This is a genomic window from Phascolarctobacterium sp. Marseille-Q4147, from assembly GCF_017968825.1.
Classification (GTDB): Bacteria; Bacillota; Negativicutes; order Acidaminococcales; family Acidaminococcaceae; genus Phascolarctobacterium_A.
Window position 1 is genome coordinate 1,845,384 of the sequence record NZ_CP072874.1, and the last position, 26,797, is coordinate 1,872,180.

Annotated in this window: 26 protein-coding genes and 1 pseudogene; all 27 read left to right on the top strand. The window is 49.9% G+C overall.

Translation table 11 applies throughout. From position 1 onward, the window contains the following. The 27 genes and pseudogenes from pyrF (at window position 1) to KAH19_RS08720 (ending at window position 26,742) form a co-directional block, all read left to right on the top strand. Window positions 1–717, top strand: a complete 717-nt coding sequence (gene pyrF, locus KAH19_RS08585; protein ID WP_210684237.1) for an orotidine-5'-phosphate decarboxylase — start codon at window positions 1–3, stop codon at window positions 715–717. 4 nt (window positions 718–721) lie between these two features. Then, complete coding sequence (gene pyrE, locus KAH19_RS08590; RefSeq protein ID WP_210684238.1) at window positions 722–1,303, top strand: orotate phosphoribosyltransferase; 582 nt, start codon at window positions 722–724, stop codon at window positions 1,301–1,303. Window positions 1,304–1,762: 459 nt separating this feature from the next. After that, window positions 1,763–2,581, top strand: coding sequence for an Rpn family recombination-promoting nuclease/putative transposase (locus KAH19_RS08595; protein WP_210684239.1), 819 nt, complete (start codon window positions 1,763–1,765; stop codon window positions 2,579–2,581). A 235-nt stretch (window positions 2,582–2,816) separates the two neighbouring features. Then, window positions 2,817–3,698, top strand: a complete 882-nt coding sequence (locus KAH19_RS08600) for a phosphate ABC transporter substrate-binding protein (protein WP_210684240.1) — start codon at window positions 2,817–2,819, stop codon at window positions 3,696–3,698. A 333-nt stretch (window positions 3,699–4,031) separates the two neighbouring features. Beyond that, window positions 4,032–4,937 carry a phosphate ABC transporter permease subunit PstC gene (gene pstC, locus KAH19_RS08605; RefSeq protein WP_210684241.1) on the top strand — a complete coding sequence of 302 codons (906 nt, stop codon included), beginning with the start codon at window positions 4,032–4,034 and terminating at the stop codon, window positions 4,935–4,937. Then, window positions 4,934–5,818 carry a phosphate ABC transporter permease PstA gene (gene pstA / locus KAH19_RS08610; protein ID WP_210684242.1) on the top strand — a complete coding sequence of 295 codons (885 nt, stop codon included), beginning with the start codon at window positions 4,934–4,936 and terminating at the stop codon, window positions 5,816–5,818. Before pstC ends, pstA begins: the two co-directional genes overlap by 4 nt. Continuing rightward, window positions 5,815–6,582 carry a phosphate ABC transporter ATP-binding protein PstB gene (gene pstB, locus KAH19_RS08615; RefSeq protein ID WP_210684243.1) on the top strand — a complete coding sequence of 256 codons (768 nt, stop codon included), beginning with the start codon at window positions 5,815–5,817 and terminating at the stop codon, window positions 6,580–6,582. Before pstA ends, pstB begins: the two co-directional genes overlap by 4 nt. A gap of 23 nt (window positions 6,583–6,605) precedes the next feature. Beyond that, window positions 6,606–7,253: a phosphate signaling complex protein PhoU gene (gene phoU / locus KAH19_RS08620; RefSeq protein ID WP_040564648.1), complete on the top strand. Its 648-nt coding sequence runs from the start codon at window positions 6,606–6,608 to the stop codon at window positions 7,251–7,253. A gap of 235 nt (window positions 7,254–7,488) precedes the next feature. Continuing rightward, window positions 7,489–8,193 (top strand): class I SAM-dependent methyltransferase, encoded by a 705-nt coding sequence (locus KAH19_RS08625; RefSeq protein ID WP_210684244.1) that lies wholly within the window; start codon window positions 7,489–7,491, stop codon window positions 8,191–8,193. After that, window positions 8,168–8,956 (top strand): Nif3-like dinuclear metal center hexameric protein, encoded by a 789-nt coding sequence (locus KAH19_RS08630; RefSeq protein WP_210684245.1) that lies wholly within the window; start codon window positions 8,168–8,170, stop codon window positions 8,954–8,956. Before KAH19_RS08625 ends, KAH19_RS08630 begins: the two co-directional genes overlap by 26 nt. A gap of 18 nt (window positions 8,957–8,974) precedes the next feature. Then, window positions 8,975–9,901 carry a 3'-5' exoribonuclease YhaM family protein gene (locus KAH19_RS08635; RefSeq protein WP_210684246.1) on the top strand — a complete coding sequence of 309 codons (927 nt, stop codon included), beginning with the start codon at window positions 8,975–8,977 and terminating at the stop codon, window positions 9,899–9,901. Next, window positions 9,898–10,638, top strand: a pseudogene (locus KAH19_RS08645) (M48 family metallopeptidase). The gene KAH19_RS08635 and the pseudogene KAH19_RS08645 overlap by 4 nt, the downstream one beginning before the upstream one ends. Before the next feature lie 212 nt (window positions 10,639–10,850). Next, window positions 10,851–11,555 carry a response regulator transcription factor gene (locus KAH19_RS08650; protein ID WP_371816681.1) on the top strand — a complete coding sequence of 235 codons (705 nt, stop codon included), beginning with the start codon at window positions 10,851–10,853 and terminating at the stop codon, window positions 11,553–11,555. Between the two features lie 3 nt (window positions 11,556–11,558). Continuing rightward, entirely contained in the window at window positions 11,559–13,106 is a 1,548-nt protein-coding gene (locus KAH19_RS08655) for a HAMP domain-containing sensor histidine kinase (RefSeq protein WP_210684249.1), read from the top strand. Next, window positions 13,103–13,621, top strand: coding sequence for a YqeG family HAD IIIA-type phosphatase (locus KAH19_RS08660; protein ID WP_210684250.1), 519 nt, complete (start codon window positions 13,103–13,105; stop codon window positions 13,619–13,621). Before KAH19_RS08655 ends, KAH19_RS08660 begins: the two co-directional genes overlap by 4 nt. Further along, window positions 13,618–14,397 carry a carbon-nitrogen family hydrolase gene (locus tag KAH19_RS08665; RefSeq protein WP_210684251.1) on the top strand — a complete coding sequence of 260 codons (780 nt, stop codon included), beginning with the start codon at window positions 13,618–13,620 and terminating at the stop codon, window positions 14,395–14,397. The genes KAH19_RS08660 and KAH19_RS08665 overlap by 4 nt, the downstream gene beginning before the upstream one ends. After that, window positions 14,397–15,452, top strand: a complete 1,056-nt coding sequence (locus tag KAH19_RS08670) for a M15 family metallopeptidase (RefSeq protein ID WP_210684252.1) — start codon at window positions 14,397–14,399, stop codon at window positions 15,450–15,452. Before KAH19_RS08665 ends, KAH19_RS08670 begins: the two co-directional genes overlap by 1 nt. Before the next feature lie 393 nt (window positions 15,453–15,845). Further along, complete coding sequence (locus KAH19_RS08675) at window positions 15,846–16,187, top strand: YlbF family regulator (protein ID WP_021719563.1); 342 nt, start codon at window positions 15,846–15,848, stop codon at window positions 16,185–16,187. Continuing rightward, complete coding sequence (murB, locus tag KAH19_RS08680; protein WP_210684253.1) at window positions 16,187–17,089, top strand: UDP-N-acetylmuramate dehydrogenase; 903 nt, start codon at window positions 16,187–16,189, stop codon at window positions 17,087–17,089. The genes KAH19_RS08675 and murB overlap by 1 nt, the downstream gene beginning before the upstream one ends. A gap of 112 nt (window positions 17,090–17,201) precedes the next feature. After that, window positions 17,202–17,600, top strand: a complete 399-nt coding sequence (locus tag KAH19_RS08685) for a hypothetical protein (RefSeq protein ID WP_210684254.1) — start codon at window positions 17,202–17,204, stop codon at window positions 17,598–17,600. Window positions 17,601–17,609: 9 nt separating this feature from the next. Further along, window positions 17,610–18,419: a nitroreductase family protein gene (locus KAH19_RS08690; protein ID WP_246869345.1), complete on the top strand. Its 810-nt coding sequence runs from the start codon at window positions 17,610–17,612 to the stop codon at window positions 18,417–18,419. A gap of 205 nt (window positions 18,420–18,624) precedes the next feature. Beyond that, window positions 18,625–19,458 (top strand): ABC transporter ATP-binding protein, encoded by an 834-nt coding sequence (locus KAH19_RS08695; protein ID WP_210684255.1) that lies wholly within the window; start codon window positions 18,625–18,627, stop codon window positions 19,456–19,458. Window positions 19,459–19,465: 7 nt separating this feature from the next. Beyond that, entirely contained in the window at window positions 19,466–21,124 is a 1,659-nt protein-coding gene (locus KAH19_RS08700; RefSeq protein ID WP_210684256.1) for a hypothetical protein, read from the top strand. A gap of 2 nt (window positions 21,125–21,126) precedes the next feature. Further along, on the top strand, window positions 21,127–22,776 hold the full coding sequence (locus KAH19_RS08705) for an ABC transporter ATP-binding protein (protein ID WP_210684257.1): 1,650 nt from the start codon (window positions 21,127–21,129) through the stop codon (window positions 22,774–22,776). Beyond that, on the top strand, window positions 22,745–23,620 hold the full coding sequence (locus KAH19_RS08710) for an energy-coupling factor transporter transmembrane protein EcfT (RefSeq protein ID WP_210684258.1): 876 nt from the start codon (window positions 22,745–22,747) through the stop codon (window positions 23,618–23,620). The genes KAH19_RS08705 and KAH19_RS08710 overlap by 32 nt, the downstream gene beginning before the upstream one ends. Next, on the top strand, window positions 23,617–25,026 hold the full coding sequence (locus tag KAH19_RS08715; protein ID WP_210684259.1) for a PQQ-binding-like beta-propeller repeat protein: 1,410 nt from the start codon (window positions 23,617–23,619) through the stop codon (window positions 25,024–25,026). The genes KAH19_RS08710 and KAH19_RS08715 overlap by 4 nt, the downstream gene beginning before the upstream one ends. After that, complete coding sequence (locus KAH19_RS08720; protein WP_210684260.1) at window positions 25,027–26,742, top strand: ABC transporter ATP-binding protein; 1,716 nt, start codon at window positions 25,027–25,029, stop codon at window positions 26,740–26,742. The last annotated feature ends 55 nt before the right edge of the window (window positions 26,743–26,797 follow it).

Consider the following 26,797-nt stretch of genomic DNA (forward strand, 5'->3'; position numbering starts at 1 on the left):
ATGCAACATGATGATAGATTAATAGTCGCACTCGACTTTCCTACATTGGAGCAGGCTAAGGCTTGCGTTGTCGAATTGGGTGACGCAGTAAGCTACTACAAGGTTGGCATGGAGCTTTATTATGCAGTAGGCAGCGAAATTATCCGCTTTTTAAAGGAACAGGGCAAGCATGTTTTCCTGGACCTCAAGCTGCAGGATATTCCTAACACTGTTGCTCATGCACTTACCGTACTCAGCGATTTGGGTGCAGACATGATGAACGTTCATGCTGTCGGCGGCAAAAAGATGATGGCAGAGGCTGTTAAGGCTGTGCATGAGGCTGCTAAGGCAGCAGGCCGTCCGGCACCGAAGCTGATTGCTGTAACCATTCTTACCAGCATGGATGATGAACAGTTTGCTGATTTGAATTATAAAAATACCATTGCCGAGCAAGTTATCAGCCTGGCTAAGCTGGCGAAGGAAGCAGGCATGGACGGCGTTGTTGCTTCTCCTAAGGAAGCTGCGGCAATCCGTGAGGCTTGCGGTCCCGAGTTCCTGATTGTTACCCCGGGCGTACGTCCTGCAGGCAGCTCTCTGGATGACCAGAAGCGCGTTGCAACACCGGCAGGCGCTCTGCAAAACGGCAGCAGTCACATCGTAGTAGGCAGACCTATTACTAAGGCTGAAGCAAGACAAGCAGCAGCATTGGCAATTGTAGAAGAGATTAAAGGAGTGTAAGCAAATGGCAGTTTTAGAAGAAAAAGATGTTATGAAAATGCTCGAGGAAACCGAAGCAGTTCTCCATGGTCACTTTTTGCTGACCAGCGGTCTGCATAGCCCTATGTATGTTGAAAAATTCAACGTATTGCAGCATCCTAAATATACCGAGCGCCTGTGCCAGGAAATTGCACGTCGTTATGAAAACGACAATGTTGAATTGGTAGTTGGCCCGATGACCGGTGGTATCCTGCTGGCTCACGAGGTTGGCAAGGCTCTGGGCACCCGTGCTATCTTCACCGAGCGTGAAAACGGCAAAATGACTCTGCGTCGTGGCTTCCAAATTCCGGCAGGCACCCGCGTACTGGTTGTTGAAGACATCGTAACCACCGGCGGCAGTGTTAAAGAGGTTATGGAAGTAGTTAAAGAGCATGGCGGCGAGCTCGTAGGCGTTGGTCTGCTGGTTGACCGCAGCGGCGGTAAGGTAGACTTTGGCGTTCGCACCGAGGCTCTGCTGCACCTGAACGTAGAAACCTTTGATCCGGCAACCTGCCCGCTGTGCGCTAAAGGCGTACCGTTCACCAAACGTGGCAGAACTGGCAAGTAAGACCCGAGTTTTTATGAGCTTCGCGAATAAAAAACTCGTTGGTCGCGCTGTCCTCGCTTGCGACCGAACAGGGAGCAAGAAAGAGGATAAATGACACCCGATTTGTCGCAAGCGTAGCGCCGCGAGAAACTGAATGTCGAATTATCCTCGCTTGCGACTGAATAAGGAGCAAGAAAGAGGATAAATAAGCTAATCTAAAATTCAAAGCACCTGCTTATCAATAAATGATAGGCAGGTGCTTTTTCCTTATAAGTTTGCTTTTTCCTTTAAAGTTACTATACTTTTAAGGGATAGCGCACAAGAGCTTTCCTCTTGACAAAATCAGAAAAATCTGATAATATAAATTCATAAGATCTTGCACACCTGCCTGGAGCATGGTCATTGCAGCGTCACGAACGCCTTATGTATTATCGAGTAGTACATAAGGCGTTTTTTATTAAGAAGAAGGGAGTTGAAGCTATGCAAACAAATGAAGCAAGTCAAGAAAGTGAAATTAAGCAGGTTATTCGCAGTCTTTGTATGATGAACAACAGGTTTATGAATTTTATGCTTGATGACAACAAAGAAGCAGCACAGGTTTTCTTGCGCGTTATCCTGGGAGATGATAAAATTAAGGTGAGGAATGTCAGGATTCAGAGCTTTATTCAAAACATCTACGGACATTCTTCTCAACTGGATATTTTAGCGCAGGATAGCAAAGGACGTTATTTTAACGTAGAGGTGCAGAGAAGCGATGAGGGCGCTCCGGCAAGACGCGCCAGATTTTACAGCAGTATCCTTGATACACATTTTCTGCAGCCTAGTAAGCTTTATGAAGAGCTGCCGGATACTTATGTAATTTTTATCACTGAAAATGATGTCTTGCACGATAATCTGCCGTTATATAATATCAGGCGCAGAATCGATGAAAATGCGAAATGCTTTGAGGATGGCTCTCACATTATCTATGTCAACAGCCAGCGTCGAGATGATACAGCGTTGGGTAAGCTGATGCAGGATTTATATTGCACAGAGCCAAAGAATCTGCATTACCATGAATTTGCCGAACGCATGGAGTTTTTGAAATACAGTAAGGAGGGTGAAGAAAAAATGACTGATGTAATTGAAGAATATGCTGCAAGAAAGGCAGAAGCAGTGGCAAAGGAAACTGCCAAAGAGAAAAATATTGAATTTGCTAAAGGCTTGCTTGCTGACGGCATGAGCATAGAATTCACCGTACGTCACTCTAAGCTTACAGAAGCAGAGGTTCGTGAATTGGCCTCCAAGCTGACCGCATGATTTTAATTTTAAATGGCATCACATTAGAAACACAATAACATAAGTTTTGGCACCTGCTTATCAGATAAATGATAGGCAGGTGCTTTTTTGCTATTTAACATGCTCTTAACATCGGCATAATACTTCCTTAACAATGATATATTATACTAGCATCATAAACCACGAACACTACTGATAAGGCGCAGAACTTATCGGAAATAAATTTTTTCACGATGGTTGAAGGAGGAAATATATTATGAAATTGAAAAAAGTCGCATGTTTAGGTCTGGCAGCTATGGTAGCACTCGGTGCTTTGGGCTGCGGCAGTGATAACAAGGCTGCTGATAACAAAGCAGGCAGCAAGGTTACTGGCAGTGTAACCGGCAGCGGTTCTTCCGCACTTCTGCCGCTGGCAAAGGATGCAGCAAGCAAATTTAAAGCTCTGAACCCGGATGTTTCCATCACCCTTAACGGCGGCGGCAGCGGCACCGGTCTTAAGCAGGTTGCAGACGGCAGCGTTAACATCGGTAACTCTGACGTACCGGCAGAAAGCAAGCTGAAACCCGAAGTTGCTAAAGGACTTGTAGACCACAAGGTTTGCGTAGTTACCATGGCTCCGGTTATCAACAAAGACCTGGCAGCTAAAGTAAAAAGCCTGACCAAGGCTCAGCTGACCGACATCTTCACCGCAAAGGTAACCAACTGGAAACAGGTTGGCGGTCCTGATGAACCTATCGTTCTGATTACCCGTCCTGCTACCAGCGGCACCCGCGCTCTCTTCCAGGAGTTCGCTCTGGGCGGTGCTAAAGAAGCAACCAACAAATCTCTGGAAACTGATGACTCCGGTACTCTGCTGCAAAGCGTAAAGGATAACAAAGGCGCTATCGGTTATGTTGCTCTGTCCTACCTCGCAAATAACAAGGACGTTGCAACAGTTGCCATCGACGGTGTAGAGCCTACTCTGGACAATACCTACAGCGGCAAATATCCTGTATGGGGTTATGAGCACATGTATACTAAAGGCGAAGCTACCGGCGCTGTAAAAGCATTCCTGGACTTCATCCTCTCTGCTGATTATGGTAAGGAAATTGAAAAACAGGGTTATGGTGTTACTGCAAAAATGCAAGTAAAGAGATAATATGGACTTCGGCTAAGGCGCATCTGCGTCGCGACGGCTCCTGACATAAATACCCATGTTGTCGCAAGCGCAGCGAAGCGAGAACATGTTGGTCGTGCTAATACCCGAAGGGTGAGGAGTACGAATGTGTACGCCGTCGTCGCCGCTCTTCGCATCTGACGCACTCTGCTTCGCCTTTGTGTATTAGAGTATTAGAATAGAGGTCTTATATATAGCCTTTTGATGATTGAAGCAGACGCACGCTGTCTCACTGTTAGGGCTTAGCATAGGAGCCTTATACTTCGCTTAAAGTCTAATCCAAAAACAATCTTATAGCTTGAGGAGTTATCTTAAATGCAACAGGTAAATACTAGTGCCTATCGGCAAGATACCTTGTGGCGTTATATCATCAGTGGCTGTGGTCTGGCGCTTATCGTTTTGACCATAGCTATTGGTGCTTTTTTATGCTACAAGGGCCTGGGCACATTCACTACATATAATCACAGCATCAGCGAGTTTCTTTTTTCGGCCGATTGGGCACCGAGTGACAGCGCTGAGGGCGGTGGCAAGGTTGGTGCAGCCATTTTCATCTTCGGTTCTGTTATTACCTGCGCATTGGCGCTGGCGATTGCTACACCGTTCAGCTTGGCAACCGCAATTTTTATGACAGAAATTTCACCGGAGCTGGGCAAGCGCTTTGTCCAACCGGCTGTGGAAATTTTTGTCGGCATTCCTTCCGTAGTTTATGGCTGGATCGGCCTGACAATTTTGGTACCGCTGATTAAAAATATTTTCAACCTGCGCTTCGGCTTTTCCGTATTAGCTGCAGGCATTGTGCTGGCGGTTATGATTTTCCCGACCATCACCAGCTTGGCAGCAGATGCACTGCGCAGCATCCCTAAAAGCTACCGTGCTGCTTCCTACGGTTTGGGCGCAACGCGTTGGCAGACTATCGCCAAGGTAGTAGTGCCTGCGGCAGTCACCGGTCTGATGACGGCAGTTATCCTGGGCCTGGCGCGTGCCTTCGGCGAAGCGCTGGCTGTAGCAATGGTTATCGGCAAGATGCGTGCATTTCCGACTTCGTTGCTTTCTCCGACTAACAATCTGACGGCGGCGATTGCGGCGGATATGGGCGGCGCAATGGAGGGCAGCGAATACAATATCGCCCTGTGGACGATGGCACTGCTGCTGTTCATTATCTCCCTGGCCTGCATCTTTGCCATCCACTTTTTAACTGCTAAAGGAGGGAAGCAGGCATGAACGACAGCATAGCGCGTGCAAAGTTTGTTGATAAGCTGATGACAGCTGTGTTTTATTGCGTAGCAGGCTTCTTTATCCTGATGCTCGTAGCCTTTGCCCTGTACGTTATCATCAACGGCTTCAAGGATTTCAGCTGGAGCCTGATATCCTTTGAGGGCAGCGGCATCGGTAATTTGTTTTTCAACACTATTTATCTGGTTTTCCTGTCGCTGCTGGTGAGCGTACCTCTGGGAGTCGCTGCCGGCATCTACATGGCGGAATATGCTAAGCAGGGCACGTTCACCAAGTTCCTGCGCATGTGTATCGAAACGATGTCTTCACTGCCGTCCATTGTTGTCGGTCTGTTCGGTTACCTGGTATTTATCGTAATGACCGGCTCACAGTGGAACCTGTTCAGCGGTGCGCTGGCAGTTTCTATCCTCAGCATTCCACTGATTATGACGGTAACGGAGGATGCCTTCAAATCGCTGCCGCAGGGCTATAAGCGCGGCAGCCTGGCTATGGGCGCAACGCTGTGGCAGACAATTTACAAAGTCCTGCTGCCGGCGTGCCTGCCGCGTATTATGACAGGTGTCATTTTGGCTGCAGGCCGTGGCTTCGGTGAAGCGGCAGCTCTCTTGTATACCGCAGGCATGAGCACCGATATCAACTGGAACAGCTGGAACCTGCTGTCACCGACCTGCCCGCTGAACCCATTCCGTCCGGGTGAAACGCTGGCGCTGCATATCTGGGCATCGCGTACAGAGGCGCTGGCAGCGAATGCGGCGCAGATGGCCAACCTTTCTTCAGCAATCTTAATGCTGCTGGTGCTGTCCTTTAGCCTGGGCGCACGTTACCTGAGCACTTATTTAGATACAAAAACCGGAGGTAGCAGAAAATGACAAATGATAACGCTGCAACTAAATTTTTAGTGCAGGACCTGGATTTGTATTACGGCAAATTCCAGGCGTTGAAAAAAATAAATCTTGATATCAAGGAAAAGGAGATTACCGCACTTATCGGTCCTTCCGGCTGCGGCAAATCCACCTTTTTGAAAACACTGAACAGAATGAATGACCTGGAGGAGGGCGTGCGCATTGAAGGCAGCATTGCACTGGACGGCAAGGATATTTTTGCGGAGATTGACCCCATCAGTCTGCGTCATCGCGTTGGTATGGTCTTCCAACAGCCTAACCCCTTCCCGAAAAGCATTTATGATAACGTTGCTTACGGTCCGCGTATTCATGGCGTGACGAAAAAGAGCGAACTGGACGAGATTGTGGAGCGCAGTCTGCGTCAGGCTGCCATCTGGGACGAGCTTAAGGACAGACTGAATAAGAGTGCGCTGGGACTGAGCGGTGGCCAGCAGCAGCGCCTATGCATTGCACGTACCCTGGCTGTGCAGCCGGAGGTTATCCTCATGGACGAGCCTACCAGTGCGCTGGACCCGATTTCTACAATGAAGATTGAGGATTTGGCGTTGGAGCTGAAGAAGGATTACACCATCGTTATTGTTACGCATAATATGCAGCAGGCTGCACGTATTTCCGATAAAACCGCTTTCTTCCTTTTGGGCGAGCTGATTGAGTTCAACGAAACGAAGCAGCTGTTTGCTAATCCGTCTAATCCTAAGACAGAAGAGTATATTACCGGCAGATTCGGCTGATGTAAGGAGAAAGGAACAATAAAATGACACGTAACAAATTTAACGAGGAGCTGAAGCAGCTGCTCAACAGTGTGCGCGTGATGGGCGTAAATCTGGAGGATACTCTGGACAAGGTTATCGCTAACCTGGAGCAGAAGGATGCAGCTTTAGCGCAGCAGATTATCAGTGATGATGATAATTTTGACAACAGTGAGGTCAATATTGAAAAGCAATGCCTGGAGCTGGTACTGACACAAACTCCTGTTGCAACTGACTGGCGCGAGATTGCCAGCTGCCTGAAGCTGGTGGGCGATATGGAGCGTATTGCGGACCACTGCAGCGATATCAGCCAATATACCCTGAAGCTGATTGAAAAGGATCCTGTGCCGCTGCCGGATAATTTTATGGCTATGCTGCAGGTTATGCGCCAGATGGTGTACGACAGCATCAGCGCCATCAGCGAAAATGATCTGGAGCTGGCCAATAAGGTTATTGCTACCGATGATGAGGTAGACAATTACTTTGCCGAAATGCGTCAGCATCTGACCACTGTAATGCAGCAAAAGCCGCAATACGTACCCCAATATGTTGACTATCTGATGATTGCCAAATATGTGGAGCGCATTGCCGACCATTCCACAAATATCGCCCAATGGGTAATGTTTGTAGTAAAGAACGAACTGAAAAACTGAGCTTGGAATGTCAATCACGGCCTCCGCAGCCATGCGGGGGTTTTTGCTTTGTTTCAGCAGTTGTCATAGCATTGGCAGCAACCATCACTTTGCGGACTTGTTTTCTATATTCGTTGATTTGTGTTATAATAAAGTGCTAGAGTATTTACGTTCCGGACAGCTTCGGAAAATATTACAGGCTGTGGCTGTTACGATTCAGAAAATAAGATTTTAGAACATATTCAGGAGGGACGCAATGCATATTGACAAACGATTAGAAACTATTGCCAATCTGGTGCCGCAGGGCTGCGTGCTGGCGGACATCGGCACGGACCACGCGTATTTACCCGTGTGGCTGCTGGAAAAGCAAAGAATTGCGCGGGCGATTGCCGGCGATATTGCTGCGGGACCCTGCCAGGCGGCGCGTACTACCGTGGCACAGTTTAGGCAGCATGAGCATGTAGAGGTACGTCAGGGCAGCGGTCTTAAGGTGTTGGCTCCGGGTGAAGCAGATTGCATTGCTATTGCAGGCATGGGTGCTTCTACCATTATCAGTATTTTGGAGGATGATATGGAGGTAGCGCAGAGCGCAGAGCTTTTGGTGCTCCAGCCGATGGCCGGTGCCGCATCTCTGCGTGCGTGGCTTTGCAGCCACGGCTGGCAACTGGCTGCCGAAGAGCTGGTGGATGATGCTCCGCATTTTTACGAGATTATCGCCGCTAAGCGTGGCTCTGCGCCTGCCTACAGTGTGGCAGAGTGCGCTGTAGGACCGCTGCTGCTCGCACAGAAGCATCCGCTGCTGGGTAAGCAGCTGGAACGCCAGCTTGCTACCTGCAGACAGCTGTTGGAGAATATGGGACGTAGCGAGCGCGCACGCGCGAGCGAAAAGTATAAGGAAATCGAAGCGTTGAAGGCAGAACTGGAGGTGCTGCAAAATGGCAAGCGTAGTGACAGTAAATAATATCATCAATCTGCTGGACGAAATGGCACCGCCGGAGCTGGCAGATTCCTGGGACAACGTAGGTCTGATGCTGGGCAGGCGCAATAAGCCTGTACGCAGGCTGCTTTTGGCGCTGGATATGACACAGGAAACTGTGACGCAGGCCTTAGCGAAAAAGGCTGATATGCTGATTACGCATCATCCGGCAATTTTTCATAAGCTGGGCAATGTGACTGATGCCGATTGGCAGCAGGAGCTTTTGCTGCAGCTGGCAGAAAACGGTGTTGCTGTTTACAGCGCGCACACTAATCTTGACTGCGTTGCTAACGGTGTCAACAGCGTACTTGCCAAAAGACTGCGCCTGCAGGATGCGGATGTGCTGGATACTGTAAGCGGTCTCGGACGCATTGGTGAGCTGGTACAGCCGAGCAAGCTGCATGATTTTGCAGTGTTCGTCAAGAAGGCTTTGCAGGCTGATTATCTTACCGTAGGCGATGCGGGACGAAAGGTTAGGCGTGTGGCTGTCTGCGGCGGTGCAGGTGCCGATTTAATCGGTCTGGCCTTGGCGCAGGGTGCGGATACGCTGGTAACAGGAGATGTGAAGTACCATGAGGCACAGCAGGCTGTTTTCAGCGGTCTGAACATTATTGATGCGGGCCATCAGCCGACGGAGCTGCCGGTGCTTGATGACCTGGCCGACAGATTATCGCTGCGCTTTACGGAAAAGCATTGGGATGTGGCAATTCAGGTAGCACGCGAAACACTGCTGCTGAAGCATATATAGAAAACAGGTGATAGAAGAATGATTAAAGATTTTAAAGCCGGCATCAAGGTGTGCCAGGCAGTTTTGGTAAGGGTACAGAAGGTAGGCAATTCCTCTAACGGCGGTGTTTTTGCCCGCGGTATGCTGGAGGATAACAGCGGACGCATTGCTTTTATCTGCTTTGATGCAATGCTTGTAGACAAGCTGCGCGAGCTTGAGGGCCCGACAGCCTTTATGATGGGCGGTAACGTCGACATCAACAAATTCAATAATGATATGACGCTGCAGGTTGTAATCCAGCGTCTGGAAAATCTGCTGCCGCAGGATGATATCAGCAATCTGCTGCCGCATGGTGATTTTGATGTAGAGGCTTATAAAACTAAGCTTGCCAATTATATCAAGGCAGTGCGCACTCCCGGACTGCGTATGCTGCTGGAAACTATTTTCAGCGGTGCAACCTATGAGCGCTTTGTGACTAATCCCGCAGGCATGCGCATGCATCATGCTTATCTGGGCGGTCTGCTGCAGCATTCTGTGGATGTTACCGGTCTGGCAGTGGCCTTGGCCGAGCAGATTGAGGGCGTGGACAAGGATTTGGTTATTGCCGGCGCTTTGCTGCACGACATCGGCAAAATCCGCGAGATTTCTGCGGAAATCGGCTTCCCTTATACCAGTGAGGGACGTTTGCTCGGACACATTACCATGAGCTGCATGATGGTGCAGGAGGCAGCGGCCAAGCTGCGTTTGCCGTCCTCCCGTCTGGAGCAGCTGCAGCATATTCTGCTGTCGCACCACGGTGATAACGAAAAGGGTTCCCCTGTAGCCTGCTCTACACGTGAAGCCTTTGTTGTGCATTACGCCGACGAAATCAACGCCGTAATGAACCAGTTTGACGTGCATGACGGCAAGAGTGCTTGGGAATTCAACCGTATGCTGGGACGCAATATCCTGGTAGACAAGCTGTGAACAGCAGAATAATCCGCGAGACAGTACTGAGCCTGCACGGTCTGAAGATAAAGCTTCGGTTTAAACTGGTCAAAAATATTACGCTGCGCATAAAAGAAACTGGCGACATCTTTCTTACTGCTCCCATAGGAATGAGCGTAAGCGAGGTGCAGCGATTCTTAGAGAGCAGGGAGCAATGGCTGCGCCAAAAGCTGTAGCTGGTGCTGCAGGAACAGTTGCAGCAAAAGCAGGAGCCGAAGTACAGCATGGGCGAGCTTCCCTTTGACGGGCAGCATGTGTGGCTGTGGGGCAGGCGTTTGCCGGCGCACTTTTTGCTTAGCAGCAAAAAGCATGGTACCTATGAGGTGCAGGCTGATGCTGTTAACTTTTATTACCGCAGTGAGCTGAATAATGAAGCTAAATGCGCCTTTGTAGAATTCTTCTATAAGCAGGAGTTAGCTGGCAGAGGAGAGCAGCTGCTGCAGGCATGGGAAAAGAAAATGGGCGTGCGTCATACAGGGCTTAAGGTGCATCGTATGAAAACGCGCTGGGGCTCCTGCAACGTTCGCACAGGCGGCATCAATCTGAATACGCTGCTGGCCTGCTGGCCGCAGGAGTGTCTGGAATATATTGTGGTGCATGAGCTGGCGCATTTGCACGAGGCCAATCATTCACCGCGCTTTCATGCGATTGTCGAACGCTATCTGCCAGAGTGGCGTGAGCGCAAAAAAATGCTGGCAGCCTTTAAGCCACTTTAATATCTGTCTTAAAACAAAAATTATAAGCATTTTCTGTGACAAATAATGCATTCGCGTTTACGTTTATGATAAAAGCAGTATATATATGTAAATCTTTTGTGAAAGCATACTAAGAAAGCAAGTATTTGTGCTATAATTATAGTAACATCTTGTAGGACTCTGCCGTTTGCTCTGATAAATAAATGGTATGAGTCAGCTTAAAGGCAGGAGTGATGATTATGGCAAAACAGAAAATATTAATTGCTGATGATGAAGCGCAGATTCGCGAAATCTTGCGCATATATTTTGAGAAGGAAGGCTTTGAGGTTATTGAAGCCGAAGACGGTGCTGCCGCAATTTTAAAGGTACAGTCCGAAAAACCGGATATTCTGCTGCTGGATATTATGATGCCAGTTCTCGACGGTATTGAGGTTTGCAAGCAGGTACGTAAAATGTCGGACCTGCCCATTATCATGGTTACGGCCAAGGATGATGATGATGACCGTATTGCCGGTCTGGAAATCGGCGCCGATGACTATATCACCAAGCCGTTCAATTCGCGTGAGGTAGTAGCCCGCGTGAAGGCTGTGCTGCGCCGTGTAGGCACGCAGGAGAAGAAGGGTGAGGTTTCGCGCATCACCTATCCCGGTCTGATTATTGATATGGACCAGTATCAGGTAACCGCATTCGGCAACAAAATGACCTTTACTACTAAGGAAATGGAGCTGCTGTGGTGCCTGGCATCGAATCCGGGCAAGGCCTTCAGCCGCAACCAGCTGCTGGAAACCATCTGGGGCTACTCCTATTACGGTGATACCCGTACTGTTGATACGCACATCAAACGCATCAGACAGAAATTGAACATTCCGCCTGATTCCAAATGGGATATTACAACTATCTGGGGTGTAGGCTATAAATTCGAGCTAAAGGACGAATAACCTATGAAAAAATCCCTAAGCACACGCCTGATGTATAGTTTTATGACTATCATAATTATCGTCGTTGTGGGGATTACAGCAGGCATATCCTACCTGATTGCCGACTACTTTTTCCAGATTAAGGAGCAGGAGCTGGCCGAAAAGGGAAATGAGATGGGGGAAACTGTTGAAGCCTTCATCCGCTTGCAGGACAGGGATATGCTTTATCGTTATATTTTAGCTGTAGATAAGCTGGTTGGCGCACGCATCTGGCTGTTTGATGATAATTACGAGCTTTTGGCGGCCTCTAATTACGAAAATGTACAAGAGACCGGAGAAAATGCTTCAATGAAGGATTTTCTTAAGTATGGTGCTCCTTCGCAACAGGTATTGCAGGAAAGCGTCAGAAAACTGGATCAGGATATGAAGAGCAGTAATTTATCGTATCGCATTAAAGTGATACTGAATGATGTTTATGCCGGGAAGTCCTTCAAATCGCAGATTTATCATCCGTATTACAAGGAGCAGGTAATCCTGGTCGGCGTTCCTTATACCTTCGGTAAAGGACACACAGGCGCTATTTTGCTGATAGAACCCTTGAGCGGTTTCGAAAAATTCTTGCGAAATGTTTATATTTATATTATGATTGTAGGTATCATTGCCATTATTTTCAGTCTGTTCTTAGTCAAACGTCTGTCAGGTATGATTATCCGGCCGGTGCTGGATATGAAGGACAATGCGCAGGCGATGGCGGCGGGAGATTATTCCCACAGGCTGCAGGTGCATGGCGATGATGAAATTGCCGAGTTGGGAAATGCACTTAATTCTTTAGGCAAGGATTTGGGTGATTACATTGCTAAGATGGAGCGGACGGAAAAAATCCGCCGCGATTTTGTGGCCAATGTATCGCATGAGCTGCGTACGCCGATTACGATTATCCGTGGCTACAATGAGGCAATCTGTGACGGTATGGTAACGGATACTGATCTGATTCAGCGTTACCGTGGCCTGATAAATGAAGAAACAGTCCGTCTGGAGCGTATGGTACGCGAGCTGCTGGATATCAGCAGACTGGAGTCCAGCGACCCGCTGACTGTAAGCAACATGGATGAGCTGCCGCTGGCCGGTATCATCCGTAATGTCGCCGAAAAATTATCGGTGCGCTGCGTGAAGAATAATGTTACTATCAATGTTCATGCCGACGATAATATCAAAATTTTGGGCGATGGAGACCAAATGGTACAGTTAATTATGATTTTGTGCGATAATGCCTTGAAATATTCGCCGGAAAATGGTACTGTATCAGTAGGTGCGAATAAGCTCGATGATGGCAGCGTGCTTGTAACGGTTTCTGACCAGGGAAAGGGTATTCCCGAAGAGGATATTCCCTTTATCTGGGAGCGTTTTTACAAGGTTGAAAAATCGCATTGCCGCAGTGTTCCGGGAACCGGTCTGGGGCTTGCTATTGCCAAAGAAATTATTCGTGTCCACGGCGCCAGTGCCGAGGTAATCAGCAAATGTGGTTCTGGTACCACATTTGAAATAAAATTTCCAAAGGATAAGGTAGTATGATTTTAAAGTATGTTTGTCCCGATTACAGAGTAAAAAGTTTATTTGACATTTCCGCAAAATGGCTGAAGCGCAATGGCTACACCAAAATTGTTGTTGATATTGACAATACGCTGCTGCCGCGCGACAAGAACCTGGTAGGACCTCGTGCTATGACCTGGATTCGTCAGCTGCATCAGATGGGTATCAATGTTGCATTGATTTCCAATAACGGCGGTGACCGCATTAAAGGTATCACCCGTCAGACCGGTCTTGGCACCATTATGCGTGCCGCTAAGCCTTTGCCGATGGCATATAAGCAGATTACTAAAGCTATGGGCGGCGGTAAAATTCTTTTTGTCGGCGACCAACTGTTGACCGACGTTTTAGGCGCAAAGGTTGCCGGTCATCCTGTAGTTTTTGTTGAGTCCTTAGGCGGTAAGGAGCATTTCATTACCCGCTGCACCCGCAAGCTGGAGAAGTTTTTCCTTGGTCGCCTGCATAGCAATAATATGATGCCTAAGGAGCGCGTATTATGAAAATAGCCTTGCTGCAGCTGGAAGTTCTGGAAAAGAATAAAGCGGCTAATGTAGCCCATGGCCTGCAGCTGGCAGCGGAGGCTGCCCAAAAGCATGATTTGCTGGTGCTGCCCGAGGTGTGGACAACAGGCTACAGCCTGGGACACCTGGAGCAGGAGGCCGAAACGCCGGCTTCGCCTGTACTGGCGCAGCTTGCCGAGATTGCACGCAATGAGCAGTGCGCTATTCTTGCTGGTTCTGTACCTATGCGTCATGCCGATGGCAAGATTTACAATACCTCTGCGGCTATCAATAAAAACGGTGAAATCGTTAATCTTTATGATAAGGTGCATCTTTTCGGCCTTTTCCATGAAGAGGATTTCTTTGCTCCCGGCAATAATTTTCAAGCCTTTACATTAGATGGTCTGTGCTGCGGCTCGACTATCTGTTACGATTTGCGTTTCCCCGAGCTTTTCCGTCATCTGGCTCTGCAAGGAGCACAGCTCATTTTCTGCCCGGCTGAATGGCCTGAAGCAAGGGGAGATATCTGGCGCTTGCTGGTGCAGGCCCGCGCTGCCGAAAACCACACCTTTGTGGTAGCGGTAAATTGTGCTGGCAGTTTTAAGAGTGCGCCGTTTTACGGTCATTCGATGGTTGTTGCGCCCAGCGGCAAGATTCTTGCCGAAGCAGGTATGCAGGAGGAGGTTGTTTCCTGCGAAATCGATTTGGCAGATGTTGCGAGAGTACGCAGCAGGCTTAATGCTTTAGCTGATGTACGCAAGGAGCTGATTCAATAGTGAATTACCGAAATTTGCTGGCCGGCCTGGCGGCCGGTCTGCTTTTCTATGTCCAAACGGGAGCGGAGCTTGCTCTGGCTGCCGTGCCTAAGGATGCGCCGAAGGATATCAAGTATATTCTTGGCTTTTACTATGGTAACGGCGAAAATATTCTTATCCGTGAGAATAAAGGCCGTCTGGAGCTGTTGTACCGCACTGCATTGGAGGACAAATCCTTTGCTGCGGCCAATCTTTATCCGCTCAGCAAGGTGCATTTTGATTCCTACACTTTGCAGGAATCAGGGCCGATGAGCAATACCGAAGCCGGTGTCCGCTTTGAGCGTGATCCTGACGGCTACGGTATCTCCTGCCGCGTCGGCGGTAATACCTACAGCCGTTACTTTTTAGGTACGACTACGGGCGAAAGGGCAAAGCCCTTCCGTCTGGAGGAGCGCAGTGCCGAGGATTGGAACAAGTTGCGTGCGGAGGCTGCCAAGGCAGCGGTTCCTGCTGCTCTGGCAGCAGGTGAGCAGGCGCAGCTGGTGGATGCTGCAACTGTTGCCGGGGTGAAGGTTAATTCTGTCTACGCAGGCAGTGATAACCTTTTCGGTACGCCGCTTTATACTACGCCTAGGCTCTTTGTTTCTAGAGAGGCTGCAGCTGCCTTAGGCAAGGTGCAGCAGCGTCTGGCACCTTACGGCTACGGCCTGGTGCTTTGGGATGCCTACCGCCCCTGGTCGGTGAGCAAGCTGGCTAATCTGGCTTTGCCTGACGATAAGAAGGAAATGCTGGAGGACCCGGAAACTAAGGGCAGCACGCATAACACAGGTAATGCTGTAGATGTGGGCCTGTACAGCCTGGAGAGCGGCGAGGAGCTGGATATGGGCTGCGGCTTTGATGAGCCGTCGCTGCGCCAGTACGCCAGCTATGCCGGCGGTACGTCGCGCGAGCGCTATCTGCGCAGTTTGTTGCGCGAGGAGATGGAGCTGCAGGGATTCAAGGGGATTGAGATGGAGTGGTGGCATTTTGAGTTTGGTGACTGCTCTAAGTTCGCTCACTTGAATGTAAGTATGTGAGTGAGTAATAGCGTCGCAAGCGATATGCCATTCCGCTCAAAGAAATTTTCCCGTCAATCGCTTGCTAGGGAAGTTGCTCCTGAGTAGTTTGCGGAAGCGAGTTGACGGACGCAAATTTCGTGTGGAAGCAAGACGAAATACCGCAAAACTCGCGCTAAGCTAACAGATTCTTCTATATGAGTTAAGAGTAGCGCTCAAACAGTTGCGGCATTTCTGTGCTTCTAGACACTCATTTGCTAAAATTGCTATTCGCTGCACGGCATACGGCTTGCTTGCGTTGGCGTGATATCTGCAAGATTTAACAGTATAACCCGCGTATGTGTTTTGTTCTTTTTTCTATATTTGGTTTTCTTACGTTAGTGTAAAAATATATCATTAGTGAGGTGTTTAATTATGAACGTATATGATAACGCAAACGAATTGGCTAAGGCTATGCGCGAAAGCCATGAGTACAAAAAACTGAAGGAAGCAGCTGTTGTTCTGGAGAAGGATCCGGATGCTAAGAAAATGGTTAACGAGTATCTGATGGTTGCTCAGGAAGTTGAGTTTGCTAAGCATCAGGGTAAGACGCCCGACCAGGCTTCTGTTGATAAAATGCAGAAGCTGCAGGGCATTTTGAATCTGAATGCAGATGCAGTTCAATATTTGAATGCTCTGATTCGTTTCCAGATGATGCTGATGGACGTTACCAATACTATTCAGGACGTTGTCAAAGAGGCAATGGGAGAGAAATAATGACGTTGCAGGAGATTTTCGCAGGCTGTACTGCCAAGCCTTTGCTGGCAGAGGAGCCGATGGCGAAGCATACATCCTTCCGTATCGGCGGTCCTGCCGATCTGATGGCTATGCCGCAGAGCGAGCAGGAGCTGCAGCAGCTGCTGCAGCGTGCCGGCGAGGCGAAGGTACCGGTTACGCTGATTGGCAACGGTTCTAATCTGCTGGTACGCGATAAGGGTATCCGTGGCCTGGTTATCAAGCTGGGCAATATGCTGAATGATGTTGCTGTTGATGGCTGCACCCTGACCTTTGGCAGCGGTGTTTCTCTGGCTGCAGCTTCCCGTAAGGCGGCAGAGCTGGGTTTAAGCGGCATGGAATTTGCTGTAGGTATTCCCGGCAGCATCGGTGGTGCTGTTTATATGAATGCCGGTGCTTATGACGGTGAAATGGCTAAGGTTGTTACCGGTGTGCGCGTAATGGAGCTTGACGGCACAATCAGCGAGCTGCCGGCAGCAGCTCTTGATTTCGGTTATCGCCATACAGCGCTGCAGGGCAGCGGTAAAATTGTTACTGCGGTAACTGTGAGTCTGACGGCAGGTGATAAGCAGGCTATTGCCGATAAAATGGCAGATTTCAGTAACCGCCGTATCACTAAGCAGCCTTTGGAGCTGCCGAGCGCAGGCAGTATGTTCAAGCGTCCTCCCGGATATTTTGCCGGTACGCTTATCGACCAGACCGGTCTTAAGGGTTATACTGTCGGTGGTGCGCAGGTTTCCGAAAAGCACGCCGGTTTTGTGGTGAACATCGGCGGAGCAACGGCGGCAGATGTGCTGCAGCTTATCTGCGATGTGCAGGATAAGGTTTTTGCGGCGCATGGAGTTCATCTTGAACCGGAAGTGTTGGTCCTCGGCGAAGAATAAACTAGGGGAGAGCGCCAATAAGGCGCCATCTACGTCGTCAGGGCTCCTAGGAGTATAATGGTCTAATAGCAGAAGGGTTGAGCACACTAATAGTTTATAGGAGAAGAGAATTTTGGAGCAGCAGCTTTTAACAGAACAGGAAATTCACGAGCTTGGCTTACAGGCTCTCGTTCCCTGGCTGGACAGTCATAATTTTAAAATTGATTATATGCAGACTGATATGAATACTGTACCGCATATTTTTGCCCTGAGCGGCAAAATCCTGACGGTTATCATCGCAGCAACGGCAATGTACCCGCATAAGGGCGTTGTCGGTGAAGCGGACAAGGCTTATGCTATGCGTGTAGCAACACAGCTTGGTGCTCTTTGTGCTACCGCTTCTATCGGTCTGGTAAATGTAGATGGTCTGCCTGATGACAAAAAGCTCATGGGTACGCCTATGCGTAATGGTCATTATAAGGCAGATTTTAGTGGACTGGAATACATTCACTATACCGATAATGCACTGTGAGGTGACGTTATGGACTTGTTAACAGTTAATCAGGATAAATGCCTGCGTTGCGGCATTTGCGTAGAATGCTGTCCTTCCTGCATTCTTTCAATGGGTGAAAACGGACCGGAATGCAATTTTGACCGTGGCTGCATGAGCTGTGGCCAGTGCGTTGCTATCTGTCCCGTAGGAGCCTTGGATAATAAATATACGCCGCTTGCGGAGCAGCGTCCGGTGACGATGCCGTTGCCGACACCTGAGATTGCTTATGAATTTTTGCGTATGCGCCGCAGTGTGCGCAACTTTAAGCCGCAGGCACCGACGGATGAGGAAATTACCCGTATGCTGGATGTGGCACGCTATGCGCCGACTGCCGGCAATTCACAGGGCATGTACTATATCGTTATACGCGATAAGGAACAAATCCGTGCAATTGCCGATACTGTTGCCGAATGGATGGAGGCTGAGGTTGCTGCAGGCACCGAAAATAAACGCTATTTTCAGGTGGTGCTGCGCGCTTACCGTGAGCGTGGACAGGATATTATCGCCCGTAATGCGCCTTGCTTGATTTTTGCGCTGGCACGCCGTCTGAATATTACCGGTGTGAGCAATGCAGAGCAGAGCTGGGCCTATGCAGAGCTGTTTGCTCCGACCATCGGTTTGGGAACAACTATTGCCGGCTTTATCCAATCCTGCGGTATTGCAGGCTATCAGCCGCTGCTGGATTTGATTGCCGTGCCGCCGAAACATAAAATTGTAGGTACGCTGATGGTTGGCTATCCTAAATATAAATATCAGCGGATGCCGGAAAGACAGCATCTTAAGGTTGATTTCCGCTAAGGCTTATTTAAGCATGAACTGTTGCCGTGGTTCATGCTTTTTTATTTAAGATTTTATCTGATAAGAAATTCTTGATTACATAGAGCGGACTGTGATTTATTGTCGCTGATGCTTCTATGTGGTATAATATAAAAGATTGAGTAAAAGTATATGGTACTTAAATTTATTTGAATTTTATGATGAAGTATGAGCATGAGGTGTAATAATGTCAGAAGCAGTTTTGAGTGTTAATCATTTATCTATAGGCTACGGCAGCCGCTGTGTTATCAGTGATGCCAGCTTCACTATCGGCAAGGGCGAGCTTGTAGGTATTATCGGCTGCAACGGTGCCGGCAAGAGTACGCTTTTGAAAACAATCCGCGGCATGTTGCCGAAGCAGAGCGGTGAGGTTTTGTTCTTTGGAAAGCCGATGGAGGAATATACCGACAGAGATTTGGCGCGTGAGGTAGCCTATCTGCAGCAGCAGGTAGAGGTTGGCTTTGGCTACACAGGCCAGGATATTGTTATGGCGGGCCGCTATCCCTATCTTAAATGGTGGGAGCGTGAAAGTGAGAACGATAAGCGTCTGGCGCTGGACTGCATGGAATATACCGGTACGCGGGAGCTGGCAGATAAGCCGGTAACAGAGGTTTCCGGCGGTCAGAAGCAGCGTATCCTGTTGGCAAAGGTTTTGGCGCAGCAGACACCGGTACTCTTTCTCGATGAGCCTACTACCGGTCTGGACATGGTTTATCAGGAGGAGATTTTCCGTTTTGCGCGTGAGCTGGCGCTGATGGGCAAGACTGTGCTGATGGTTGTGCATGAGCTGAATCTGGCAGCCAAATACTGCAGCCGTATTCTGCTTTTAGGTGAGGGCAAGCTGCTGGCAGATGATACGCCGGAGCGTGTCTTTACGGAGCCTTTGCTTAGCAGAGCATATGCGGCAGATATTGCCGTAAGCCGTAATCCGCTGAATAATAACCTGGAGATTACCACTCGTGTAGATGAGGCAAGCAAAGAGAAGGAAGCAGCATTATTGAAAAAGATTTGCTGTGAATAGGTGAAGTATGAGAATCTTATATATCCTGCTGGCATTGCTGTGCCTAGCGCAGCAGGCCTTTGCAGGCGTAAAGCTGGAGGCAGTGTATCCCTACAATTTGGATAAGAGTGCTGCGCATGTAGTGCATGGCGGCAGCACAATGCCTTTGTTTATCAATATTACCGGCTTTGATGTACCGCATGAGCAGCCGGCGCATCTGCGCGTAATTTTGCCGGAAGGCTTTAAGGCGCTTGCCAATGACAAATGGCACCTGGGAAGTGCTGACGGCCGCCAGACGGCGGAGACAGATTGGGTGCTGCCGGCAGATTTCGGACAGAGCTTTGATCTGCTGTACATTCAGCCGCAGACAGACCTTGCACGCGGACAAAAGCAGCTGCTGGTGGAGGTCAGCGGCGATGGCTGGCACGAGCAGCAGGAGCTGAGCTTTGGTTATGAGCCGGCGGCAGCAGCTGTTGCTGGTGCGTCGCAGCCGGGGAAGAAAATCGACAGAAGTAAATTCAACTGGTATATTCAGAGCGTTACTCTGCCGGTAGATAATTTGGGTAATAAGGACGACCGCGCGGCAGAAGGCGTGGTTTTTATCCGTGATACTACGCTCGAGGGCTTCCGTAACCGCATGACGGGCGACGGTGCGACGAACTGGTCGGCAGTGTTTAACCATCCTGCTACTTTTCTGGTGCTGGATATGCGCAATCCGCAGCGCGATGTGCGCCTGCTGAAATTTAAGGCGGAGCTGATTGATAAAAAGACGGGTAAGGTTATGCCAGGTCTTTGTACCGCAGGCAAAAACAATGAGGATTCCGAGCATGGGTGGGCCGGTGAGACAGGCAGCGTCAACGAAACTACGGCGTTGATTTCGCTGGACGGCAAGAAAACTCAGGCCTTTATTATTCCGTTATATGTAGATTATTTTACAGTGTTGGAGGGCGATTACAGCCTGCGTGTAACCGTAAGCGGCAACGGACAGGAAAAGGTTCAGGAGGTACCGCTGACAATCGCCAAGAAGCATAATCTGGGCCTTTTGGCAGTAGGCTTTTCCTTCATCTGCCTGCTGGCTGTGCTGGCCTTTAGCTACAAGCTGAAGGGCTGCATTTACCGCATCGGTGCGCGTGGCGCTATTACGGTGGCACTCTTTGCGGCGCTGGCCTTTGGCGGTATTACGCTGCCGACAACGCTTATCGGTGATTTGCTGCATGTATTCTTAGGGCCGTTCTCCGGCTTGGTGACAGGCATTCTGAGCGGCATGCTGCTGTATTTGCTGGTGGTGGCGCTGCTGGTGCTCTTCCGTGCGCCGGGCGTGCTGACACTGATGTATTTTGTCAAATATATGCTTGCCGGTCTGATGTTCGGACATTTTACGCCGTTAGGACTTTTGAGCATGTGTGTCAACGTAGCGATTTTGGAAACGCTGCTGTATCTTTCCGGCTTCTACCGCAGGCAGGAGCTGGGCAAGGGCTATATGCTGTTCATCTGCCTGCTGATGGGCGTGGGCGATGCGCTTGTCACCTTCGTCAATATGGAGCAGATGATGTTCTTCTACCGTCTGTATTATGCAGACTGGTATCTGGCGCTGTATATGCTGGTCAACGGCCTTGTGTACAGCAGCATCGGCGCCTGGCTGGGTGCTAAGACGGGCAGCAAGCTGCAGCAGGTTATGGGGGAATAGAGATGCTGAAAATAGACAATTTATCTTATCGCTATCCCTCAAGGAAGCAGTTTACTTTAAAAAATATCAACCTGACGCTGGCGGACGGTGAAATGCTGCTTTTGGCAGGTCGCAGCGGCTGTGGCAAGTCGACGTTGATTAAGGCTATCAGCGGTCTTTTGGGCAGCGAGGAGCGCGGCGAGCTGCAGGGAGCAATTTACCTGCAGGGCGAGGATATCAGCAAATGGCCGCCGGAAAAAACAGGCCAGCTGGTGGGCACTGTCTATCAGTCACCGGACGATCAGCTTTTTGCGATGACGGTAGCGGATGAGGTTGGCTTTGCGCTGGAGAACCAGGGCGAGGAGCCGGAGATTATCGCACGCAAGGTGAGCGAAACGCTGGAGCTGGTAGGCTTGGGCGGCTTTGAGGATTACAGCATCCACAAGCTGAGCGGCGGTCAGAGGCAGCGCTTGGCGCTGGCTTCTATTCTTGTTACAAGGCCGGGACTGCTGATTTTAGACGAGCCTGTCAGCCAGATGAATCCGCAGGGCGTGCAGAGCTTTATGCAGCTTTTGGTGCGCCTCAACCGCGAGGCAGGTATTGCTATTTTGATGATTGAGCATCGTGTAAACGAGCTTTGCAAATATTTTTCGCGTCTGGCAGTAATGCAGGACGGACGTATTGTTTATGACGGTCTTGTTAAAGATGCCTGGCAGGCGATGACAGGGCGCACGGATTTGGGCTTGCGTGAACCGCAGACTGTGAAGCTGTGCCGCACACTGCAGCTGTCGGAGCTGACGACAGACCAAGAAAAAATAGTGCAGATGCTGCGCAGCGAATGCGAGCCTGCAGCAACTGCTGAGCAGGCCAAGCCTGCAGGGCAACAGCAGCCTCTTCTTGAAGCGCGCGATTTGTATTATACCTATCCCGGCAGCAAGGAGCCGACGCTGAAGAACCTGCAGTTTACGCTGTACCAGGGGCAGATTACGGCGATTATGGGCTTCAACGGCGCGGGCAAAAGCACGCTGATGAACCTTTTGGGCGGTCTGACGCAGACGCAGCAGGGAAGCATGCTGCTGCAGGGACAGCCTGTAGATAAGCAGCTGGGCAAAATCGGCTATCTGCGGCAGGAGCCTGACCTGATGCTGCTTGCCGATACGGTACGCGAGGAGCTGTGCTGGAAGAACCACACGATTACGCAGCAGGAGCTGCAGCAACTCTTAGAGCATATGAATTTAGCGGAATATGCCGATGATTTTCCGTTGGCACTGAGCAAGGGACAGCGTTTGCGCGTCGTTTTGGGCGCGATGCTGGCGAAGAAGCCGGCGCTGCTGCTTTTAGACGAGCCTACGACAGGACAGGACGAGCAGAGTCTGGCGGAAATCCGCCGTCTGCTGTTGGCTTATAAGGAGCAGGGGGGCAGTATCTTCATCTGTACGCATGATATGGAGCTGGCGGCGCAGGTTGCCGACCGCGTAATTGTGCTGTGTGCGGGGCAGATAATTGCCGACGGCACGACAGAAGACGTTTTGAGCAATAAGGAGCTGGTGGAGGCCGGCGGTCTTACACCGTCAGCGCTGCTGCCGGTGTGCGAGCAGGCGGGGCTTCCTCCCTGCATCACGGTAGAGGGGGTGAAGCGCTATGTCCGTAAGACAGCTGTGGGAAGGCACTGATGCAGCAGGATGGGCGCAGAAGCTCAACGGGCGTACTAAGCTGCTGTTCCTCTTCCTATTTGCTATTTTGATGATTACCGTGGATAATCCGCGGACACTATTTATTTTATTTACGTTTACCTTATTGCTGCATCTGGCAGCGAAAACTTCCATTTACAAATGGAAGGTAATGGCAATTCTGCTGCTTTTGGGCCTGTGGGGCTCTATGTTCAGCCAGGCGCTGTTCTTTGCGCAGACGCCGCGTACACCGCTGTTGGTGCTGATTGCTCCGGAGGCAGGCTTTATCGGCCAGCTGACGGGCGGACTTTTCATCTACCGCGAGGGCATTCTGTACGGTGCGGTGCAGGGATTGCGCAGCGCCAGCATGTTGGCACTGGGGCTTTTGGTTTGCTGGACAAGTGACCCGCGACAGCTGCTGCAGGCATTGCTGGCCTGGAGACTGCCGCCGCAGATGGCGTTTATGCTGGTGACGGCAATTCGCTTTTTGCCGGTACTGGCAGCAGAAACAGGCGAGGTTATTACAGCGCTGCAGCTGCGCAGTGACAGCCAGAGCGGACGCACTGCTGTGCTGCGTCATTTGCCGTATATCGCCAAGCCATTGTTGGCGCGCTGCCTGAGGCGTGCGCAGACGCTGGCGCTTTCGGTTGTGAGCCGTGGCTTTTTCGCAGGCGGTGCCGCAAAGCGACGCCAACAGTGGGATGTACGCGAAAAGGCAAGCTGCCTGCTGCTGTTTTTTGTAGTAGTTGTTGTTGTGAGCAGTAAAATTATTTACCTGTTGTCGGAGCAGGGCTTCTACTTTGGCGTATTTCGCCAAATCTATGATTGGACGGTGCTGTATCTATGAATAAGCTTAAAGGCTGGCTGGCGCTTGTGCTGCTGCTGCTTTCCTGGTGCGCACTGTACTGGATTACCGGCAGCAGAACGCCATGGAACCAGTTTCATGTTAATAACGACGGCTCCGGCGTGAGCGTCTATCTGGGTGATATCCCGACACAGAATTATGACCGCATGGGCTTTACCAGAGCGGTAGTGCGTTATGCTGCCGACGAAGAAGGCTGGATTGTCGGTACGGAGCGCGGCGAGCTCTTCCTCTTCGACAACGAGGGACGTCAGAAATGGAAACGCTCCCTTGGTATAGGCAAGCTGATTGCGCTGTGCCTGACGCCTGACGGCAAGCTTGCGATAGTAGGCGAGCAGAGCGCTGAAGGTAAGCTGTATGCTGTTGATGTTCATACGGGTGATATCCGTTGGCAGTATAAAAGTGCTGACTTCGTCGGCTCCGATGCTTCGCAGCGCTCCTATCCTTCCGTGGTGCATATTGCAGTCGACAAGGAAAACAACGTCTACGCCAATGCTTACCGCTTTTTGATGCGCAAGGACGGCAGCAGAGGCTACAATGCCAAAATGCTGGCAGTGAACGAGGAGGGCAAGCTGCTGTGGCAGTTCCCCAAGAATGAGGTTATCGACAGCTGGATAAACTGGTGCGATGTCAACGATAACAACGGCAGAGCAGTATTTTCTACTTCTGCTTACGATTACCGCGAGGATATGAAGTATAAGGATACGATGTATTTCCTCGATAAAAGAACCGGAGAGCTGCTCAATTCAACGCATGTGCCGCCGATTCCGCCGTTTGATAACACAGTTATGCGCGGCAGTCCCAACTTCAGTACGGACGGCAAATATCTGGCAGCAGCAGCCAGTGACGGACGCGGCATGCTGTTTGATGAAGCAGGCAGAACGCTATGGACGCGCTCCATTTCTAGGCCGCAGCAGGTTGACGGCGCTTATGTCAATGCCAGCGGCCGTGACGGCTTTGTAACACCTTATGGAGTGCTGTTTACCACGATTAATACCTTTAATCGTGAAAACTGGCAATTGCCAACGCCGGTAGAGCACCCGAGCAATAACAGTATTTTTGTATTCAATACAGACGGTACCTTCCGCTATCAGTATATGGCAGACGGTACGATGGAGGAAATAGCCTTTGCCGGCAGGCTGGCGGCCTGTGCGGTGGGGCGCAACGTGCGCACGCACAATTACAAAGCGCACGGAGCACTGGTGCTGGACCTGGAAACAGGCAAAAAGTACAGCTATTTCCCAACCGAAGGACCTTGTCAGGCGATTGGTATTTCACCTGACGGACAGTGGCTGGCAGGCGTGGAAGCGCCGGCGCTGACTCCCGATGGCAAGATTATCGGTGCTTACCGTTTACATATCTGGAAAAATAACGCAGGAGGAGCAAAGTAAATGTTGCAAAAAATAATTCATTATTATAAGCCCTATAAGCTGATTTTGCTTCTGGTGCTGATGGGCTCATGCTTCTCGGCCTTAATGGAGCTGCTGTTCCCTTATATCGTAAGGCAGATGCTTAATGTTCAGATTCCTCAAAAGAATATTGACGAGCTGCTTTACTGGGCTGGGATACTTTTAGCCTTATATGTTGTAAACTTCGGTCTGCTTTTTTCTATCAACTATTATGGTCATGTGATGAGCTCCGGCATTGAGAACGATATGCGTCGCGATTTGTTCGGACATATGGAAAAAATGTCCTTCCGCTTTTTTGATAATGCTCGCACAGGACAGCTACTGTCGCGCATTACAAGCGATATCGTGGAAATCAGCGAGCTGACATTTAAAGGACCTAATGACCTTCTTGTCTGCACCATCAGTATGCTGGGTACTATTTTCATGATGCTGTATCTGAATCCGTATCTTGGCTCTATTATTGGTGCTATGCTGATTATTAAGGCGGTGCATTCTGTTTTCGTCAACAGAAAGATGAAGCGTGCCTTCCGCCGCAGCCGTGAAAAATCCGGTGAGGTTTCCGCGCAGGCAGAGGAGGCTCTGAGCGGTATCCGCCTGGTAAAGGCCTTTGCTAATGAACAGCTGGAGCTGGAGCGCTTTATGCGCAAGAGTAATGAGCTTTTGCGTGTGCGTACCGAATCATTTGCGATACTTTCATATTTTTCGGGAACTATAACCTTTTTTACCAACGCAACCAATCTGGTAGTTTTGGTTTGCGGTGGTGTGATGGTTGCCGATAACCAGCTGGCGCTCAGCGATTTTGTTGCCTTCTTCCTTTATGTAAATATCTTTATGAAGCCTGTTTTCCGTCTGCTGATGTTTACGGAAATGTATCAGCGCGGTATGGCCGGTTACAATCGCTTCAATGAGATGATGCAGCATAAGGTGGAGATTGACGATGCACCTGATGCGATTGCCACAGGTGAGATTAAGGGCCGCATTACCTTTGAGAATGTAACCTTTGGCTATCTGCAGGATAAGCCGGTGCTGAAGCATTTTGATCTTGATATCGCTCCCGGTGAAAAAGTGGCCTTTGTTGGTGCTACGGGTGCAGGCAAGACAACGCTGGCAAGCCTGCTGCTGCGCTTTTACGAGCCTACGCAGGGCAGAGTACTGCTTGACGGCGTAGACATCAGAAAATATAAGCAAAGCTATTTGCGTAACCACGTTGGTCTGGTTCAGCAGGACGTATTTCTTTTCAGTGATTCCGTTAATTTTAATATTGCGTATGGCAAGATTAAGGCGAGCGAGCAGGAGATTGAGCAGGCTGCTAAGCTGGCGGCTGCGGACGATTTTATCAGCGCGCTGCCGGAAGGCTACGAAACTAAGGTCGGTGAGCGTGGTGTGAAGCTGAGCGGTGGACAGAAGCAGCGTATTGCTATTGCCCGTGCCTTCCTGAAGAATCCGCCGGTGATGGTTTTTGACGAAGCGACGAGTGCGCTGGATACCAAGACTGAAAAGCAGATTCAGAAATCCCTGGACAAGCTGGCTGAAAGCCGCACGACGCTGATTATCGCACATCGTCTGTCTACGATTATCAACGCTGACAGAATTGTGGTGCTGCATAACGGTGAAATTGCGGAAATCGGCACACACAAGGAGCTTATGGCTCTTGGTGGCATTTATAAGCGCCTGTACGAGCTGGATGAGCAGGATTAAGGGTGTTTTTCACTTCAAAAAATACATAACTTGATGCTTTTGGTTGCAGTATACG

Excerpts from the sequence above, each read along its gene's own strand:
- pyrF (WP_210684237.1), top strand. The coding sequence starts at position 1 with ATGCAACATGATGATAGATTAATAGTCGCACTCGACTTTCCTACATTG.
- pyrE (WP_210684238.1), top strand. The coding sequence starts at position 722 with ATGGCAGTTTTAGAAGAAAAAGATGTTATGAAAATGCTCGAGGAAACC.
- KAH19_RS08595 (WP_210684239.1), top strand. The coding sequence starts at position 1,763 with ATGCAAACAAATGAAGCAAGTCAAGAAAGTGAAATTAAGCAGGTTATT.
- KAH19_RS08600 (WP_210684240.1), top strand. The coding sequence starts at position 2,817 with ATGAAATTGAAAAAAGTCGCATGTTTAGGTCTGGCAGCTATGGTAGCA.
- pstC (WP_210684241.1), top strand. The coding sequence starts at position 4,032 with ATGCAACAGGTAAATACTAGTGCCTATCGGCAAGATACCTTGTGGCGT.
- pstA (WP_210684242.1), top strand. The coding sequence starts at position 4,934 with ATGAACGACAGCATAGCGCGTGCAAAGTTTGTTGATAAGCTGATGACA.
- pstB (WP_210684243.1), top strand. The coding sequence starts at position 5,815 with ATGACAAATGATAACGCTGCAACTAAATTTTTAGTGCAGGACCTGGAT.
- phoU (WP_040564648.1), top strand. The coding sequence starts at position 6,606 with ATGACACGTAACAAATTTAACGAGGAGCTGAAGCAGCTGCTCAACAGT.
- KAH19_RS08625 (WP_210684244.1), top strand. The coding sequence starts at position 7,489 with ATGCATATTGACAAACGATTAGAAACTATTGCCAATCTGGTGCCGCAG.
- KAH19_RS08630 (WP_210684245.1), top strand. The coding sequence starts at position 8,168 with ATGGCAAGCGTAGTGACAGTAAATAATATCATCAATCTGCTGGACGAA.
- KAH19_RS08635 (WP_210684246.1), top strand. The coding sequence starts at position 8,975 with ATGATTAAAGATTTTAAAGCCGGCATCAAGGTGTGCCAGGCAGTTTTG.
- KAH19_RS08650 (WP_371816681.1), top strand. The coding sequence starts at position 10,851 with ATGATTATGGCAAAACAGAAAATATTAATTGCTGATGATGAAGCGCAG.
- KAH19_RS08655 (WP_210684249.1), top strand. The coding sequence starts at position 11,559 with ATGAAAAAATCCCTAAGCACACGCCTGATGTATAGTTTTATGACTATC.
- KAH19_RS08660 (WP_210684250.1), top strand. The coding sequence starts at position 13,103 with ATGATTTTAAAGTATGTTTGTCCCGATTACAGAGTAAAAAGTTTATTT.
- KAH19_RS08665 (WP_210684251.1), top strand. The coding sequence starts at position 13,618 with ATGAAAATAGCCTTGCTGCAGCTGGAAGTTCTGGAAAAGAATAAAGCG.
- KAH19_RS08675 (WP_021719563.1), top strand. The coding sequence starts at position 15,846 with ATGAACGTATATGATAACGCAAACGAATTGGCTAAGGCTATGCGCGAA.
- murB (WP_210684253.1), top strand. The coding sequence starts at position 16,187 with ATGACGTTGCAGGAGATTTTCGCAGGCTGTACTGCCAAGCCTTTGCTG.
- KAH19_RS08690 (WP_246869345.1), top strand. The coding sequence starts at position 17,610 with ATGGACTTGTTAACAGTTAATCAGGATAAATGCCTGCGTTGCGGCATT.
- KAH19_RS08695 (WP_210684255.1), top strand. The coding sequence starts at position 18,625 with ATGTCAGAAGCAGTTTTGAGTGTTAATCATTTATCTATAGGCTACGGC.
- KAH19_RS08700 (WP_210684256.1), top strand. The coding sequence starts at position 19,466 with ATGAGAATCTTATATATCCTGCTGGCATTGCTGTGCCTAGCGCAGCAG.
- KAH19_RS08705 (WP_210684257.1), top strand. The coding sequence starts at position 21,127 with ATGCTGAAAATAGACAATTTATCTTATCGCTATCCCTCAAGGAAGCAG.
- KAH19_RS08710 (WP_210684258.1), top strand. The coding sequence starts at position 22,745 with ATGTCCGTAAGACAGCTGTGGGAAGGCACTGATGCAGCAGGATGGGCG.
- KAH19_RS08715 (WP_210684259.1), top strand. The coding sequence starts at position 23,617 with ATGAATAAGCTTAAAGGCTGGCTGGCGCTTGTGCTGCTGCTGCTTTCC.
- KAH19_RS08720 (WP_210684260.1), top strand. The coding sequence starts at position 25,027 with ATGTTGCAAAAAATAATTCATTATTATAAGCCCTATAAGCTGATTTTG.